Below are 15,064 nucleotides of genomic sequence, written 5' to 3' on the forward strand. Positions count from 1 at the left end.
AAAGGTAGGCGACCCAGAACCAATAGTCAAACGAACTAGTTGGTTGGGGGTATGGTGACCGCCATGAAACCTGACGCCAGTGCGACCCGCGCCCGCATCGTCGTCGCCGCCCGGGACGAGTTCTCGGTACACGGGCTGGCCGGGGCCCGCGTCGATCGGATCGCGGCCGCGGCCAAGGCCAGCAAGGAACGTCTGTACGCCTACTTCGGCGACAAAGAAGCCCTGTTCCGGGCCGTCGTCGAGGACGGGTTCGCGAGGTTCATCGAAGAGGTGCCCTTCGCAGTGGACGACCTCGGCGGATACGCCGCACGCGAATACCTGCACCTCGCTGCGCATCCCGAGGAACACCGCCTGCTGCTGTGGACCCAGCTGCAGGGCGGTATGGCGACCTCGGGCACCGACGACATCCACTCTGTCATCGCCGAGCGACACAGGGCCATGGCCGACGCCCAGCGAGACGGACTGATCTCCGACGCCTTCACCGTCGAGGATCTGATCACCATGATGTTCGGCATCACCTCGGCGTGGATGACCGCGCCGAGCCTGCACTGCGAGCCTGCCGATGACGCCGAAATTCAGCGTCGGGCGTCGAAAATCGAAGCCGCCGTGCGTCGCCTCTGCGCTCCGTAGCGCTGTCTATCCATATCTAGCTTTGACGCAAGAGTGCGGAATACTGGGGTAGCGGCCCCCATTTCCGCAAACGCGCGCGCGTTTGCCAGACGCGCACAAAGTAGACACCGATCACGTCGCTATTCTGCGCGCATCTGGCAAGTGCGCTCGCGTTTGTCACCCCGGTCGGCGCGTCCTCGACCGCACACACGCGGGACGCCCCACCACGCCGAGTGCACGTGGTGGGGCGAGTCTCGAACTATGGACGGCATCTACGCCGCACTACACCGGGAGTTTCTCGCGTCCGGTTTCCTTGATGGTCAGCACCGTGAGCACGCCGATCACGCAGACACCCATGACCCAGTAGGCGGGTGACATGGCGTTGCCGGTCGACTCCACCAGTTGAGCGGCGACGTACGGTGCTGTACCGCCTGCGGCGATGGTGCCGATGTTGAAGCCCAACGACACTCCGGTGTATCGAACTGCCCGGGGGAACAGCTCGGTGAACAGTGGGAACGCAGGTACCTGCACGACTCCGTTGAGAACCATGTAGACGAAGTACACACAGCCCACCACGATGATCGACGACGTCGCGCCGAGGATCATGAACACCGGCAACGCAATGACGACATACGCAACGTAGCCGCTGAGCAGTACCGGTTTGCGCCCGAATCTGTCGGTGAGCATGCCGCTGAGCGGGAAGGTTGCACAGGCCAACGCAATTGCGATCGCGGATGTCCAGTAGACCGAGTCCTTGGAGAATCCGAGGTCGTTGATCAGGTACACGCTGAAGTACGTCAGACCGATGTAACCGGATCCGTTCATAGCGATCGCAATTCCGACGACACGTAGCACCGACCACGGCTGCTTCTTCACGACATCGCTGAGCGGGCTTTTCGCAACCTCGTTCTTGGCTGCCATTTCCTCGAACTCGGGGCTGTCTTCGAGCTTCAGCCGCACTCGCAGACAGACCAGAGCGAGGGGAAGTGCAAGCAGAAACGGAATGCGCCATCCCCACGACGACATCTGGTCGTCGGTGGTGATGAGGGCGACCACTCCGACAACGGCTGCGGCGACCGCGAATCCGAGGGTGGAACCGACCGGCGTGAACGACCCGAAGAAGCCGCGACGGTTCGGCGGTGCAGACTCTGCGATATAGGTTGCTGCACCACCGATTTCACCTCCTGCAGAGAACCCTTGGGCGAGTCGGATGATGACGAGCAGAATCGGTGCCAGCACGCCCACACTCGAGTGTGTGGGCAGCATTCCCAGGACTCCGCACGCGATGCCCATGCAGACCACCGTCACGACCAGAGCCTGTCGACGACCCTTTCTGTCGCCGAGGCGTCCGAAGAAGATTCCTCCGAGCGGACGTGCGACGTATGCGACTCCGAATACCGCCAGGGTCGCGAGGATGGACACGCCGGGGCTCGTGGACGGAAAGAACAGTGGCGCAATGACTACGGCGAGAAAACCGTAGACGGCGAAGTCGTAGTACTCGATGAGCGTGCCGACGCCACCGGCGAGCGCGGCACGGCGCGCGGTGGTGGTGTCGGCTTTCGGTGCGCTGGTGACCGCAGAAGGCTGGTCGACGTTCGTCATCGCGCTGTTCCCTGTCCTGTGAGTGGTTGCTTGCTTCGGTGTTCGGCCAGCAGTAGTTCGTACGATCCGCCGGCCTCGATGACTGCGACAGTACGAGGGCTGGGCGCACTACCCACCAGGGATCGACCATCGGCAGTGGTCAATGCTGCTCGTCGCCAATCGAGTTCGACGGTATCACCGGTGACGACCGCGCCGGAGACTTCCGGAATGGTGATGAGGGGTACTCCGTTGAATGTCTCTCCGCGCCAGAACCCCGGCGAGAACGACTCGGCCACGATGGCCTGGATACCGGCGTTGCGCAGAGCCACCATCGGCGGATAGTGCGGGTGACCGTACCCGAAGTTGCGGCCGCCGACGATGATGTCGCCCGGCCGAACGCGATCGACGAAACCCGGATCGTATGCGGTCATGCAGACCGACCTCAGATGCTCGGGATCGTACGACTTGATATTCGCAACGCCGACAACGAGATCGATGTCGAAGTCGTCGCCGAAGACCCAGGCGACTCGGCCGGAGATGACGTCGGGCGGGGGTGGGTAGGCGCTCACGAGCCCACCTGCTGGATCGTGCCGGCCAGCGCGCTGGCGGCGACGGTGTACGGAGAACCCATGTAGATGTTGGCGTCCGAGCTACCCATCCGGCCGGAGATGTTGAGCACGCCGGTCGATATGCAATTCTCGCCCGCCGCCAACGGCTTCTGATAGCCGAAACAGAAGTCGCAGCTCGACACTGCAATGTGCGCACCAGCCGCGCGCAGTACGTCGAGCAGCCCCTCTCGCTCTGCCTGATCGTGCACCTTCTGCGACGTGGGCACGACATTGAGCTCCACACCGGGAGCCACGGTGCGTCCGTCGAGCACGAGTGCCGCGGCCCGCAGATCCTCGATTCGTCCACTGGCACATGATCCGATGAACGCCTTGGTGATCGGAGTGCCGGCGAGTTCGGCTGCAGTGTGGGTGTTGGCTGCACGCGCCGAGCCGGGCTGCACGACCTGCGGCACGATCTGGGCGAGGTCGATGGTGTGCCGAGCTGCGTAGGTCGCATCGGAGTCTGGGTGGACCGGCGTGAACGACTGTCGCGCAACATCGTTGGCGTAGGCGAGTGAGGTTTCGTCCGGTTCGAATATCGCGGACACGGCTCCGGTGAACATCGCCATGCCGCACAATCCCTGCCGGTGATCGATTTTCATCGACCGGGCACCGGGGCCACCGAATTCCATCACCTGGTGTGCGCACCCGTCGGCCCCGACGAGGTCGATGATGGTGTGCACCAGATCGCGACTGTCCACTCCCGGCGCGAATTCTCCGTACAGGTCGAACCGCGTCGTCGCTGGGATATCCACGTAGAGTTGGCCGGTCACCCATGCCTCGATCAGATCTCGGCGGATACCCCAGCCCAACGCACCGAACGCCCCGATTCCGCTGATGTGGCCGTCGAAGTGGACGAGGAAGTCACCGGGGATGGCCAGGCCGAGTTCGGCGGTGAGTTGGTGCCCGATGCCGCGGCCCTCGTGCAGCTCGATTCCGTAGTACTCGCACCACTCTCGGGTGACCTGGTGTACTTCTTGTTCCCGGTCGTTGCGCTTGGTCAACATGTGATCGATGAAGACGACGTACCGAGACGGGTCCTCGAGTGAGGTGATACCGAAGTCGTCGCGCATCTGCCGGAACATCACATCGGTGTACCCGGGAAAGTCGTACGCGATCATCCGCGCCGGTCGTACCGCATGGTTCTCACCGGCACGCACTGGGTCACCGCCACAGGTCCGACCGAGGATCTTCTCGACCATCGTGAACGCGGCCGATGTCATCGGTTCGCCTCTGCAGGAAGGTACTTACGCTGCTGCGCTTCGACTTCGGGAAAACCGATGAGGTCCACGAACTCGTGGTGCTGCAGCGCGTCGGCACTGACGTCGGCGGGAGCTTCGCCTGCGGCCAGGCGACGCAGAGTCTCGCGTGCGGCACCGGTTGCGGCCATCAGCACCTGAGTGGGCAGCAGGGCCAGCCGCACTCCGATCTGTGCCAGAACCTCCGGAGTGAACTCCCGCTCGGTCCAGGTCGACGCGGTGAGCGTGGCCATCAGCGGAACCCCGACCGCTCGGTGACAGTTCTCCCACTGCTCGACGGTCTCGAACGTCTTCGTCACCGGCATGATCATGTCGGCTCCGGCGTCGACGTAGGCCTGTGCGCGCATGATCGCCTCGTCGCCACGTGCGTCGGTGCGTGCGATGAGCAGAACGTCGTCCGGCATGGAATCACGCACCGCCCGAACCTTGCCCGACGCCTCCTCGACGGAGATCAAGTCCACCGGCTCGCCGACGCAGATCGGGCATTTCTTCGGCGACAGCTGGTCCTCCATGAACACGCCCTGGACGCCGGCCTCGGCGAACCGCGTCGCGGTGCGCGCGGCGTTGACGGCGTTTCCGTAGCCGGTGTCGATGTCCGCGACGAGGGGCAGAGACGATGCCTCGCGAATGGTCCGGACGGCCTGCAGGTTCTCGGTCATGGTGTACAGCTCGGCGTCGGGCAGTCCGAGCGCAGCCGATACGGCGAAGCCGGACGCGCACAGCGCCGAGAAGCCCGCCTGCTCGGCCAGCTTGGCCGTCAACCCGTCCCAGACGCCGGGCGCATACACCAGGCCTTGTTCGGTCAGGCCTCTCAAAGTCATCGTCACGAGCACTCTCCGTTTCGTATTGCGGAACGCCTTCCGAATTTAGAGTGGCTCGGATCACAAGTCAATACCCGTGGATCGATAGCGCATCGCGCGTCGGTTCGTAGGATGGCGACGACGCTCCACCCGACCGGAAGGAACAACTCGTGGCAGTTCCCACCGAGTCCGACGCCCAGGCCGGCCGCGACATCGTCGGTGCCGTCGTGAAGGCATGCGCTCTGCTCGACCATTTCGACACGACGCATCCTGTGTGGACGCTCAACGACCTGACGACGGCGAGTCGAATGAACAAGACGACCGTGCATCGTCTGATGACGACGTTGATCCATGCCGGCTGGGTGGACAGAACAGCGGAGGGTTCGTACCGGATCGCCATGCCGGTGTTCGAGATCGGATCGTCCGCGTTGACACAGCTCGACATCCGCGGTGCCGCCCAGCCGTATCTGTCGGACATCGCCCAAAAGTTCGGCGACACCGCCTATCTGATGGTTCCCGCTGACGAGGGCGCGGTGTGCATCGACCGCCACGAGGGCAGCAATCCCCTTGTGGTAGCCGGCATTTCGATTGGATCCGTTCTTCCGTATCACGCGACGGCCGGGCCGATGGCGATGCTCGCGTTCTCCGCTCGCATTCGCGACCGCTGGCTCGGCGGAGAGCTTGCTGCATACACGAGCCGAACGCTGACGTCACCCGACCAGTTGATGGATCATCTCGACCGGATCCGAACGCAGGGATACGCGCTGAGCAACTCCGACTACCTGGCCGGCGTAGCGGCAGTCGGCGCACCGATTCTCGGACGCGACGGGGTGGTCGTCGCGTCGATCAGCGTCGGTGGCCGCGTGGAGACGTTCGAGGGCGACGCCTTGGCGGACAAGGTGGAGACAATTCTCGCGGCGGCGCGCAGCCTTTCACGTGTCGCAGAGGCTCTACCTGCATCGAGTCAGTAGCTACACGAGTATTCGCTCCTCTAGCTTCGATCCTAGAGAGACGAATACTCAGCTACCGACGCGCTCGATGAGTTTCATGGCATCGAAGGGTGCGTAGCCCTTGATGTCGTTGTCGAAGTACACGAAGACGTCCCGGCCCGCCGACGTCCACTCGGAGATCTTGGTGGCCCATCGATCGAGAGCGTCGTCGGTGTAGCCGCTGGCGTACAACTCTTCGTCTCCGTGCAGTCGGGCATACATGAAATCCGCTGTGGGGGTGTCGATGTACGGGTACTTTCCGGCGGTGTCGGCAACCACGATCGCAATATCGTTCTCGCGCAACAGTTCCACTGCCTCGTCGGAGGCGAAGCTTGCATGCCTGGCTTCGATACAGTGCCGCAGTGGCCGAGACGACGCAGCCGGCAACAGCACTCGATCCTCGGCCAGTTTGTCGTCCCGCGACTCCGCCAGAGTCACTGCAGCAGAAACAGTTCTGGGCAACAGGGCGCAGAAGTCCGTCATCTTCTGCGCGTCGAACTCGAGATTGGGCGGGAGCTGCCACAAGAATGGCCCCAGCTTGTCACCGAGGGTGAGGACCCCGGTGGCGAAGAAGTTCGCCAATGCCGACTCGACGCCGACGAGCCGCTTGATGTGCGTGACGTACCGCCCACCCTTGATGGAGAACACGAAGTCATCCGGAGTTTCGTCATGCCACTTGGTGAAGCTCGACGGCTTCTGCATCGCATAGAACGTGCCGTTGATCTCGATCGACGTCAGGTGCTCGGACGCGTACCCGAGCTCCTTGCGATGCGCGAGACCGCTCGGATAGAAATCCCCTCGCCACGGCGCGTACGTCCAGCCGGAGATACCGATCAGAACCCGAGGGCGATGCTGCGCGGACATGAGCCGACTGTAGCCGGGCAGCCCTGCGGTTTCCGCGGCTCTGGCGCTGGCATCGGTAACCTCGATGGCATGAAGCGCCCATCGGCATTCGGCTCCCTGGCGCTGACCTGTGTGCTGCTCGCCCTCACCGGTGCCGATGCGGCTGCCGAGCGCCGCGACCAGCCGACGCCTCGTCAGGCGGCTGCGGTACCGGGGATCGGTTTGACGACGGTGCCCGCGGCGATCACCACGTCCATGGTCGCGGGTGTCGCAGACGCGCCGAATCCGCCGACTCACGAGGTCGGTGTCGAGTCGTCGACGACGGAGATGCGTACCTCGGGGTGGGACGAATACCCCTACCTCCGCTACACCGCGACGTTCGCGCCGGGTACGGACACGGCGACGCTGACGTGGTCCGGCAGATCGGTGAACACCAACGATCTGGCGTTGCATGTATGGGACCAGTCGGGCAACACGTGGGGCCCGGCCATTGCCACGGCGGACCCGGTTGCGCCCGGCGGTCAGGTGGAATTGAGTGCCGAGATCTCCACCGACAGAGGCACTGTTGAAGTACTGGTCATCGACAACCCGCGTGCAGATCGTTCTTTCGCCGAAACCAACGCGCGCCCCGACAGCAGCTTCGCCGATCCGAGCACGTACGATTTCGCGCTCCAGCACATCACGGACACGCAGTACATAGCCCGCGACGATCCCGGTGTGTATTCGGAGATGACGCAGTGGACCGCCGACAACGCCGACGAGCTGAAGATCGACTACAGCATGCACACCGGCGACCTGATTCAGAGCTGGATCAGCCCGGGGCGGCCGGATACTCAGGCGCGCAAGGAGTTCGAGGCCGCCAGCGAATCGATGCAGATCCTCGAGGATGCCGGCATCGCCCACGGCGTTCTGCCCGGTAACCACGACAACATCTGGAACGTCGCGGGCAAATTGGTCCCTGGGGAGCACGAGAAGAACCACGCGCTCTACAACGAGTACTTCGGCCCTCAGCGTTATCGGGATCAACCCTATTGGGGCGGTTCGTTCACCGACGAGGACAATTCGGCGCACTACGACCTTGTCGACATCGCGGGTGCCAAATTCTTGATGCTGTACATCGGCTACAACCCGCCGGAAAAGGTCATGCAGTGGGCCGAACGAGTTCTCGACGAGAACCCCGACCGCAATGTCGTCATCGGCACGCACTACTACCTCGACGAACTCGGCGAGAAGAAACTGATGGGGTTCGGCGACATCGGGTCGAGCTCCGGCCAGCAGATCTGGAATCGACTGGTCGTTCCACACGAGACCGTCTTCCTCGTCCTGTCCGGGCACGTCGACGGCCAGGTCGCGGTCGTGGACGAGCACGTGGGAGAGACCGACCGCTCCGTCGTGCAGCTGCTGGCCGACTATCAGTACTTCGAGGTCGACGGCGAACGCAGCACCGGCTTCCAACGCCTGCTCCAGTTCGACGTCGACGGTGGCTCGATGGCCGTCACCACCCATTCGCCGTCACTCGACGCGTTCGACGTCGAGAGCTACGACATCAAGAATCGATACGGCCCCGAGGACGGCGAATTCGTCACCGACTTCACACTGCGCGCCGACGTTCCCCGAGCCGTGATCGCAGACTGACTGGCACGGTGCTCGGCATCGGACCATAATCGATTTTCATGCAGTCGGGTGGGCGAGCGTGGGTACTGACGCTGGTCGCCGCCGGTGTCTGGTTCCTCGCCACGCCGCTGAGTCCCGGAGTGCTGAGTCCCGGAATTGTAGGCACCGACGTCCAGCTGCAGGCCCCCGAGGTCACGTCCATCCCCGTCGTCGAGCCGCCCCCGCTCACTCTCGAGGACCTCTCGGCGCGAGTGAACCCCACCGTCGTCACGATCTCCGCCACCGCCGGCTACTCCGGCGTCGCAGGTACCGGCTTCGTCGTCGCCCCGGACGGCCTGGTGCTCACCAACTTCCACGTCGTCGAAAACGCGACCGAGATCAGCGCGGTGCACATGGGCAACGGACTGATCTACGACGCCACCGTGCTCGGTTACGACAAATCTCGTGATCTGGCGGTCATGCAGTTGATTTCCGCGGCCGACCTGCCGGTGGTCGAGTTCGCTCCGGACTCACCTCCCGAGGTGGGGGATGCGGTCACTGCCGTCGGGAATGCTGCTGGCGCAGGCGTTCTGGTGCCTGCCCCGGGTGCGGTGACGGCTCTGGATCAGCAGGTGCGTACCCGTAGTTCGGTGGACGGTTCGCGGAACACTCTGGATCGGATGATTCGAGTCGATGCCGATGTGCGAGCGGGTGATTCGGGTGGCCCACTGTTCGATGCCTGGGGTCGTGTGGTGGGCGTCAATACAGCGGGGCTTTCGGACGAGGCGCGCACCGGCTCCGAGAGCAGGCCTCCGCAGGCCCCCGAGGCGTATGCGGTTCCGATCGCGGAGGCTGCTGCCGTACTCGATCAGGTCGTCGCGGGGCAGTCCGGCGGGACGGTTCATGTGGGCCCGACCCCGTACTTCGGGGTGTCGGTGCGAGATGTGTCCGTGTTCGACAACAAGCCGGCGATGGGTGCCGAGGTGGTGACGGTGGCTACCGATTCTCCGGCCTCGGCAATCGGACTGTCCGGCGACGATGTGATCGTCGCCTTCGACGGTGCCGGTGTCGGTTCGTCGTCGGATCTGGCCCAGGCCCTCATCGGACGTCACCCCGGTGATGTCGCCGTCGTCGAGTGGGTCGATCCTCAGGGCGTACGACGTTCCGCGACAACGGCTTTGACGGAAGGAACCCCGGCTGCCTGAGCGGTCGAGTTCAGTCCTGCAGCACCGACAACACGTTGCCCGCCGGATCGGTGAACCAGGCGATGAGCGGTCCGCCGTGCCGGAAGATCCCCTTCTCGTCGGTGCCCATGTCCGGATACTGTTGGAACACCACCCCTTTGGCGATCAATGCATCGACTGCGGCCTCGATGTCGGTCACCGGGAAATTGAGGATGGTGTACTGCGCCGGCACGTGACCGGGACGAGGATAGATGAGTACCGTCGCCGCTCCGAGGTGGAGTTCGAGCATCCCCATCTCGTTCTCGGTCACCTCGAGACCGAGGGTGTCCGCGTAGAACGCGCGAGCTGCCGGCAGGTCGTCGACGGCAAATCCGGAGAACGGCGCTCGGGCCAGATCGATGGTGGTCATGGACGAATTATCGCGCTCTCCCACGTGCTGTGGGCCGATATCCGAGTAGCGTGGCAGCCGTGACTATTCGCCTCGGTTACCAGATGCCCAACTTCAGCTACGACGGTTCGGTCGCGGAACTCTTTCCCCAGGTCATCGCGCAGGCGCGCGAGGCCGAAGCGGCCGGGTTCGACACTGCGTTCGTGATGGATCACTTCTACCAACTCCCCGGAATCGGAAAGCCCGACGAGCCGATGCTCGAGGCCTACTCCGCCCTGTCGGCGCTCGCGACGGCCACCGACACCATCCAGCTCTCCGCCTTGGTCACCGGCAACACGTATCGCAACCCGGCGATCCTGGCCAAGACCGTCACCACGCTCGACGTCGTCAGCGGCGGCCGGGCCATTCTCGGTATCGGTGCCGGCTGGTACGAACTCGAGCATCAGAGCTTCGGACTCGAATTCGGTACGTTCACCGACCGATTCGAGCGCCTCGACGAGGCCCTGCAGATCATCGAACCCATGCTCCGCGGCCAGCGTCCCACGTTCGACGGCCTGTGGTACCAGGTCGAGAACGCGATGAACGAGCCCCGCATCCGCGACGATCTGCCGATCATGCTCGGCGGTGGCGGCGAGAAGAAGACCTTCGGCCTGGCCGCACAGTTCGCCGATCACCTCAACATCATCTGCGACGCAAACGAACTGCCCCGCAAGATGGCGGCCGTTCAGGCCCGGTGCGAGGAAGTCGACCGCGATCCGAAGGATCTCGAGACGAGCTTCCTCGCCTTCGTCATCATCGACGAGGACGGCGACAAGGCCAAGGAGTTGCAGCGCGAGTTCGTGCTGAAGCAGGGCCTCGATCTGACGAACCTGTCCGAGGAGGACGCAGCGAAGGCCACCGATCGCCACTTCTGCGGAACGCCCGACGATGTCGCCGAGCAGGTGCAGAAGCGCGTCCTCGATCAGGGCATCGACGGCGTCATCATCAACCTGATCACCAACGGACACCAGCCCGGTGCCGTCGAATTGGCGGGCAAGGCTCTGAAGCCGCTCGTCTAGATTTTCTCCAGCAGTAGCCGCGGGGGTGCGAGCGGTGGCATAGTTCCCCCGTGGCTCAGCTGAGGATGAACGGGCACCGTGTCTTGGTCGCAGACCTGACCGGTGACTCTCTGCGCGCGATGTCGGGTTCGATGGTTGCCTACGAAGGCGATGTCGCCTTCAAGAGCGCAGGCATGGGCGGTGGCGGCGGTTTTCGCGCCGCGCTCAAACAAAAGGTGACCGGCGAGTCGTTGTCGCTGATGGACGTGTCCGGCAAAGGCACCGTGTACTTCGCGGTCGACGCCCAGGACATCACTCTGGTCGAGGTGCAAGGCGACAACCTGCACGTCGAATCGTCTCAATTGCTTGCTCTCACAGGTCAATTGAAGACGGACGTGAAGTTCTCCGGCCTTCGTGGTGCGACGTCGGGGCAGGGACTGTTCACCACAGTCGTCAGCGGCTCCGGGACGGTGGCGCTGCTGTCGAAGGGTGGGCCGATCATCGCGCTCGCCGTCGATCCGCAGTATCCGCTCGTCGTCGACCCCGACGCCTTCGTCGCCCATCGCGGACAGCTCAACCAGAGTTTCGTCACCGACGTCACGTGGCGCTCCGCCATCGGCGGCGGCAGTGGCGAGGCGTTCTCCCTCCGCTTCGACGGCCAGGGCGTCGTCTACATCCAACCCGAGGAGCGCTGACGTGCCGCTCGAACTCGTCAACAGCAAAGTCGTCAAATCCGTTCTGGCACCGAATCAGAGCGTGCTCGCTCGACGCGGATCGATGCTCTACTACACCGGCGACGTCCGGTTCGTCCCGCATTCCATGGGCGGCGGCGCGGGTGCCATGCCCGGCATGAGCGGTGTCGCGGGCATGGCCGGCCGCATGATGGCAGGCGAGCACGTGGCGATGATGGCCGCCGAGGGGCAAGGCGAAGTCTTCTACGGCCACGCCGGGCTGTACGTCGAAGTGATTCATCTCGACGGCTCGTCCATGCTCACCGTCGAAGCCGATCGCCTGCTGGTGCACGACGGATACCTGCAGAGTTCCATCGTTGCCCTCACCTCCCAGGGCGGCGTCCGCGGAGCAGTGCGCGGGGCAATGACCGGGCAGGGTCTGTTCACGACGCAACTCACTGGGCAGGGCAGCGTCGCGGTCCTGTCGCACGGCGGCGCGACTCCGCTGCAGGTCGGGCCCAACAACCCCATGGTCGTGGTCGATCCGCAGGCGTACGTGTGCCACATCGGCAACATCAACGTCGACATCTCCGCCAACGTGGGGTGGCGTGACGCCGTGGGTAAGGGCAGCGGAGAGGCGATCCAGTTGAAGATGACGGGCATGGGCACCGTGTGGGTCCAGGCGTCCGAGCAGAAGTTCTAGGGAGCGGCAATGAGTTTGGACATTCACACCCCGTACACCCTGCCGGGCAACGACAACGTGCCCGGTAACGACTACGCGTTCTGCGTCGAACTCGCAGGTCAGCCGTGGTTCACCTCCAAAGGCGCGATGATCGCGTACTACGGCAACGTCCGATTCGAACCACTCGGGCAGACGTCCATGCCCGCCATCGTCGCCGCGCGGTTCTCGTCGCCGATGTACTCGAACGACTGGGTGCTGGCGCAGGGGCAGGGCAAGCTGATCCTCGGGGATCGCGGCTTCAACATCAACAGCTACGACCTCGACGACGGCAACCTGACGATCCGAGCCGCGAATCTGCTGGCCTTCGAGCCGACTCTGGACCTCAAGCAGTCCATCGTGCCCGGCTTCCTGACCCTGCTCGGTACCGGCAAGTTCTTGGCCTCGTCCAACGGCACGGTCATGTTCGCCGAGCCGCCACTACGCATCGACCCGGAAGCGCTTGTCGGATGGGCAGATTGCCCGTCACCGTCGCATCACTTCGATGCCGCCTGGATGCAGAACTTCCTCGGCGCCGCGCGCGGATTCCTCGGGGCCAACAGCGGGGAAGAGCGTCAGTTCGATTTCACCGGCGCCGGCACCGTGCTGATCCAGTCGAGCGAGAAGGTTTTGAACGACACCCACCTGTTGCGACACATCGAATCTCAGACGGTCTCGCTCGGCCAGAACTCACTGCGGGCTCTGCACAACACCATCGGGGCCCGACTGCAGCAGTAGCTGCTCGCCCATTCGGAGAAAACGCGCATACTGGAGTTTCACTCAGGAGGTAGCGCCATGGCCAACCAGGGACCCTTCGGATTCGGATCCGACGACTTCGACAAGTTCGCGCGTGAAGCAACCGAGGGCCTGCGCGAGGTCGTCGGCTCGCTGTTCGCCAACACGGGAGCACCCAAGGCCCCGCCGGAGCCGGAAACCACAGGCCAGAAGGGTGATGGCGTCTGGGCGATCTACAGCGTCGACGATGCCGGCTCGGCGCAGGTCGATCAGCTCTACGCCACCGAACTCGATGCGCTGCGGGCACACAAGGACAACACCGACCCGCGTCGACGGGTTCGTTTCCTGCCCTACGGCGTGAGCGTCAGCGTTCTGGAGGACTGAATCGGTACCTTTGATTCTCGTGACTACACAGCAGGATGCAATCTCGATTCCGTTGGGCCGACCCGTGTTCGTTCAGGCGCTGAGGTACACCGCACTGTTCGATCAGAAGCCGTTCGCCGAGGCGTTGTTGATCTACACCGACAACGGCGCGTACAAGATCATGTCTCCGGGAGAAGACCATTACGGAAGCTACGTCTCGTACACCGACCCCGCCGAGAGTCCTCGGCACGTGATCTTCCTGTCGTGGCCGTCGGACGATTGGGGCCGCAACGTCGCCTCGCACACTCTGACGTTCAATCCTGACTCTGCAGCGTTCACGCAGGTACTCGTTCTGCCCGGTAGCCCGGTGCCGCGCTCGCAGTACGGCTATGCGCTGCCGATCGCCGGTCCGGAGAGTGTGGACATGACGGCTTCCTGGGATCAGGTCCGAGACACGTACGCCGAGACGTTCGAGGAGTTGGCGACGCTGGCTACGTAGCCGCGCCGCCGGCATCGACACCGAATGCCTCGATCGCATTCGCGGCCTGGTCGACGCCGCCGTGCGCGCGCACCTCTGCGCTGATCTCACGTGCGCGCGGCGCGAGTCCCCGGGCTTGTTCGACGGCGTCGCGTAGTCCTGTCGCCGTCATCCCGTCGAAGTCGATGTGCACTCCTGCGCCGAGTTCGGCGAGCATCGCCGCGTTGCCGAATTGGTCGACTGCCTGCGGTAGGGCAACTGTCGGTACGCCGAACCACAGGGCTTCGGTGCACCCACCCATTCCGGCGTGGGTGACGAACACGGTGGCGGCGTCGAGCACCGCGAGCTGCGGAACGTGTTCGTGGACTTCGACATTCGCGGGTAGTTCCCCAAGTACGGCGGGGTCGACGCGTCGGCCGATGGAGATCACCACGTGCCAGTCCGTGTTCGCGAACGTCTCGATGCACAGCCGGTAGAAGTCGGGGCGTTCGTTGTACCCGGTGCCGAACGATACGTAGAGAACGGGCCCCTCGGGCGCGGACCACGATCGGTCGTGCAGTCGCACCGGATCGAGACACGGGCCGACGAACTGCACCGAGCTGGGGACTCGATCGGCGTTCGGCTGCATCACTTTCGGGATCAACGACAGGCAGTGCTCCGGGTACGTGATCCAGTCCCACGGGTCGGCATCGATGTCGTTCTCTCGCAACCAGGTCGCATAGGTTTCGCGATACGCAACGCCGGTTGTCGACTCGCGGATAGAGGTCATCCCGTCACCGAGATCCTCGACGTAGCCGTCCCAGGCGACATACGTAGGGGAGAGCTGCACGGCCGTCACCCCGTACCGGACGCCGAGGATCGGGGCGGTCAGGCCGCCGATGTCGTAGAGGATCACATCCGGCTGATCGTCGTCGTAGAACGCGGTGAGCACGGGAAAGGACGCAATCGCTTCGTCGAGGAACACCTGCATCGCCGAGGCCGGGTCGTCCGGCCAAGAGCCCTCACCGTCGGGAAGTATCGAGGGGAACGCCACCACCTCGACGCCGGCCGGTTCCACCAAGTGCCGCAACGACTCGCCGACGGCGTAGGTGACGCGATGCCCGCGGCGGACCAATTCGGCGACGACGGCCAGCGAGGGGTAGATGTGACTCGGTGCCGTCGTGCCGATCATCGCGAAGTGCATGCCGCCCACCGTAGGACGCGGAGAG

General features: G+C 64.0%; 17 protein-coding genes. 10 read left to right on the forward strand and 7 right to left on the reverse strand.

What is annotated here, in order from left to right; genetic code table 11:
• The first annotated feature begins 63 nt into the window (after positions 1–63).
• Positions 64–630, forward strand: coding sequence for a TetR family transcriptional regulator (locus tag RFA01S_RS00235; RefSeq protein ID WP_032407958.1), 567 nt, complete (start codon positions 64–66; stop codon positions 628–630).
• A 261-nt stretch (positions 631–891) separates the two neighbouring features.
• Here the strand turns inward: RFA01S_RS00235 and RFA01S_RS00240 are convergent, their stop codons facing one another.
• The 4 genes from RFA01S_RS00240 to RFA01S_RS00255 are packed head-to-tail and all read right to left on the reverse strand — an operon-like array spanning position 892 to position 4,878.
• Positions 892–2,211 (reverse strand): MFS transporter, encoded by a 1,320-nt coding sequence (locus RFA01S_RS00240; RefSeq protein WP_032407875.1) that lies wholly within the window; start codon positions 2,209–2,211, stop codon positions 892–894.
• Complete coding sequence (locus RFA01S_RS00245; protein WP_032373495.1) at positions 2,208–2,759, reverse strand: 3-isopropylmalate dehydratase small subunit; 552 nt, start codon at positions 2,757–2,759, stop codon at positions 2,208–2,210. The genes RFA01S_RS00240 and RFA01S_RS00245 overlap by 4 nt, the downstream gene beginning before the upstream one ends.
• The gene (locus RFA01S_RS00250; protein ID WP_371828224.1) at positions 2,756–4,021 is read right to left on the reverse strand and encodes a 3-isopropylmalate dehydratase large subunit; all 1,266 of its coding nucleotides are present in this window, start codon (positions 4,019–4,021) and stop codon (positions 2,756–2,758) included. Before RFA01S_RS00250 ends, RFA01S_RS00245 begins: the two co-directional genes overlap by 4 nt.
• Entirely contained in the window at positions 4,018–4,878 is an 861-nt protein-coding gene (locus RFA01S_RS00255) for an isocitrate lyase/PEP mutase family protein (protein WP_027495170.1), read from the reverse strand. The genes RFA01S_RS00250 and RFA01S_RS00255 overlap by 4 nt, the downstream gene beginning before the upstream one ends.
• Before the next feature lie 149 nt (positions 4,879–5,027).
• Between RFA01S_RS00255 and RFA01S_RS00260 the strand changes: the two genes are divergently transcribed.
• Positions 5,028–5,828 (forward strand): IclR family transcriptional regulator, encoded by an 801-nt coding sequence (locus tag RFA01S_RS00260; RefSeq protein ID WP_027495169.1) that lies wholly within the window; start codon positions 5,028–5,030, stop codon positions 5,826–5,828.
• A gap of 48 nt (positions 5,829–5,876) precedes the next feature.
• On the opposite strand, the gene RFA01S_RS00265 is transcribed toward RFA01S_RS00260, so the two are convergent.
• Entirely contained in the window at positions 5,877–6,710 is an 834-nt protein-coding gene (locus RFA01S_RS00265; protein WP_032367739.1) for a DUF72 domain-containing protein, read from the reverse strand.
• Between the two features lie 69 nt (positions 6,711–6,779).
• Between RFA01S_RS00265 and RFA01S_RS00270 the strand changes: the two genes are divergently transcribed.
• Positions 6,780–8,324 (forward strand): metallophosphoesterase, encoded by a 1,545-nt coding sequence (locus tag RFA01S_RS00270; protein WP_032407876.1) that lies wholly within the window; start codon positions 6,780–6,782, stop codon positions 8,322–8,324.
• 38 nt (positions 8,325–8,362) lie between these two features.
• Positions 8,363–9,487: a S1C family serine protease gene (locus tag RFA01S_RS00275; protein WP_032407877.1), complete on the forward strand. Its 1,125-nt coding sequence runs from the start codon at positions 8,363–8,365 to the stop codon at positions 9,485–9,487.
• A 10-nt stretch (positions 9,488–9,497) separates the two neighbouring features.
• On the opposite strand, the gene RFA01S_RS00280 is transcribed toward RFA01S_RS00275, so the two are convergent.
• The gene (locus RFA01S_RS00280) at positions 9,498–9,875 is read right to left on the reverse strand and encodes a VOC family protein (protein ID WP_032367736.1); all 378 of its coding nucleotides are present in this window, start codon (positions 9,873–9,875) and stop codon (positions 9,498–9,500) included.
• Positions 9,876–9,934: 59 nt separating this feature from the next.
• Here RFA01S_RS00280 and RFA01S_RS00285 point away from each other — a divergent pair, with 59 nt between their 5' ends.
• The 6 genes from RFA01S_RS00285 (at position 9,935) to RFA01S_RS00310 (ending at position 13,877) form a co-directional block, all read left to right on the forward strand.
• Positions 9,935–10,912, forward strand: a complete 978-nt coding sequence (locus RFA01S_RS00285; protein WP_032368006.1) for an LLM class F420-dependent oxidoreductase — start codon at positions 9,935–9,937, stop codon at positions 10,910–10,912.
• A gap of 65 nt (positions 10,913–10,977) precedes the next feature.
• Complete coding sequence (locus RFA01S_RS00290; RefSeq protein WP_027495163.1) at positions 10,978–11,586, forward strand: AIM24 family protein; 609 nt, start codon at positions 10,978–10,980, stop codon at positions 11,584–11,586.
• A 1-nt stretch (position 11,587) separates the two neighbouring features.
• The gene (locus RFA01S_RS00295; protein WP_027495162.1) at positions 11,588–12,265 is read left to right on the forward strand and encodes an AIM24 family protein; all 678 of its coding nucleotides are present in this window, start codon (positions 11,588–11,590) and stop codon (positions 12,263–12,265) included.
• A 9-nt stretch (positions 12,266–12,274) separates the two neighbouring features.
• Entirely contained in the window at positions 12,275–13,018 is a 744-nt protein-coding gene (locus RFA01S_RS00300; RefSeq protein ID WP_032407878.1) for an AIM24 family protein, read from the forward strand.
• A gap of 57 nt (positions 13,019–13,075) precedes the next feature.
• Positions 13,076–13,399: an Rv0313 family protein gene (locus RFA01S_RS00305; protein WP_027495160.1), complete on the forward strand. Its 324-nt coding sequence runs from the start codon at positions 13,076–13,078 to the stop codon at positions 13,397–13,399.
• A 19-nt stretch (positions 13,400–13,418) separates the two neighbouring features.
• Positions 13,419–13,877 carry a hypothetical protein gene (locus RFA01S_RS00310; protein WP_032407879.1) on the forward strand — a complete coding sequence of 153 codons (459 nt, stop codon included), beginning with the start codon at positions 13,419–13,421 and terminating at the stop codon, positions 13,875–13,877.
• On the opposite strand, the gene RFA01S_RS00315 is transcribed toward RFA01S_RS00310, so the two are convergent.
• Positions 13,870–15,039, reverse strand: coding sequence for a macrolide family glycosyltransferase (locus RFA01S_RS00315; RefSeq protein ID WP_032368005.1), 1,170 nt, complete (start codon positions 15,037–15,039; stop codon positions 13,870–13,872). The two genes, RFA01S_RS00310 and RFA01S_RS00315, sit on opposite strands and share 8 nt — an antisense overlap.
• Positions 15,040–15,064: the final 25 nt, after the last annotated feature.

Source organism: Rhodococcoides fascians NBRC 12155 = LMG 3623, from assembly GCF_001894785.1.
GTDB classification, from domain to species: Bacteria; Actinomycetota; Actinomycetes; order Mycobacteriales; family Mycobacteriaceae; genus Rhodococcoides; species Rhodococcoides fascians.